General features: G+C 65.5%; 1 protein-coding gene. It reads left to right on the top strand.

What is annotated here, in order from left to right; genetic code table 11:
* A partial coding sequence (locus JNJ68_RS13200) for a biotin/lipoyl-containing protein (RefSeq protein WP_294982847.1) occupies nucleotides 1–1,445 on the top strand: 1,445 nt, incomplete at both ends.

The raw sequence follows: 1,445 nt of genomic DNA, 5'->3' as shown, positions 1-1,445 counted from the left end.
ATGATCAAGGCCAGCGCCGGCGGCGGCGGCAAGGGCATGCGCATCGCCTGGAACGCGGCCGAGGCGCGCGAAGGCTTTGACTCATCACGCAACGAAGCGGCCAACAGCTTTGGCGACGACCGGATTTTCATTGAAAAGTTCGTGACGCAGCCCCGGCACATCGAAATTCAGGTGCTGGCCGACAAGCACGGCAACTGCGTCTACCTGCACGAGCGCGAATGCTCGATCCAGCGCCGGAACCAGAAGGTCATCGAGGAGGCTCCCTCGCCGTTTCTGGACGAAGCGACGCGGAAGGCGATGGGCGAACAGGCCTGCGCGCTGGCGAAGGCCGTGGGCTACACCAGTGCCGGGACGGTGGAGTTCATCGTCGATGGCAACCGCAACTTCTATTTTCTTGAAATGAATACCCGTTTGCAGGTCGAGCATCCGGTGACCGAGCTGATCACCGGCGTCGATCTGGTGGAGCAGATGATCCGGGTGGCGGATGGCCAGCCGCTGCCCTTCAAGCAAAGCGACCTGAAGATCAACGGCTGGGCGATGGAAAGCCGCCTCTACGCCGAGGATCCCTACCGCAACTTCCTGCCCTCCATCGGGCGGCTCACCCGCTACCGGCCCCCGGTCGAGGGCAAGACCGAGCGCGGCGGCATCGTGCGCAACGATACCGGCGTCTACGAGGGCGGCGAGATCAGCATGTTCTACGACCCGATGATCGCCAAGCTTTGCACCTGGGGGCCGACCCGCGCCGATGCCATCGAGGAGATGCGGCTGGCCTTGGATACGTTCGAGGTGGAAGGGATCGGCCACAACCTGCCGTTCTGTTCCGCCGTGATGGACCATCCGCGCTTTGCCAGCGGCAACATCACCACCGCCTTCATCGCCGAGGAATACGAGGGCGGCTTCACCGGGGCGGTGCTGGACGCCAGCCTCTTGCGCCGGGTCGCGGCGGCGGCGGCGGCGATGAACCGGGTGGCGGAAATCCGGCGGACGCGGATTTCCGGCACGATGGACAACCACACCCGCCGGGTGGGGGATGACTGGGTGGTGACGTTGCAAGGCGAAAGCTGGCCGGTGACGATCAAGGCCGACCACGAGGGCTCGACCGTGGTCTTCGAGGACGGGACCGACCTGCGCGTCACCTCCGACTGGACGCCGGGGCAACCGCTGGCCCGCCTGACGGTCGGGGGCGAGCCCTTGGTGATCAAGACCGCCAAGATCCCGATGGGCTTCCGCATGCGCTTGCGGGGTGCGGACCTGAAGGTGCGGGTGCAGACCCCGCGGCAGAGGGAACTCGCAGGCCTCATGCTGGAGAAGGCCCCGCCGGATACCTCGAAATACCTGCTCTGCCCGATGCCGGGGCTTGTCGTGAAGATCGCGGTCGAGGAGGGGCAGGAGGTGCAGGAAGGTCAGGCGCTGGCCACCGTCGAGGCGATGAAGATGGAGAACAT

The organism is Tabrizicola sp., from assembly GCF_016793705.1.
Classification (GTDB): domain Bacteria; phylum Pseudomonadota; class Alphaproteobacteria; order Rhodobacterales; family Rhodobacteraceae; genus Tabrizicola.
The sequence above is the reverse complement of the archived record's forward strand: the minus strand, read 5'-3'. Positions and strand labels throughout refer to the sequence as shown.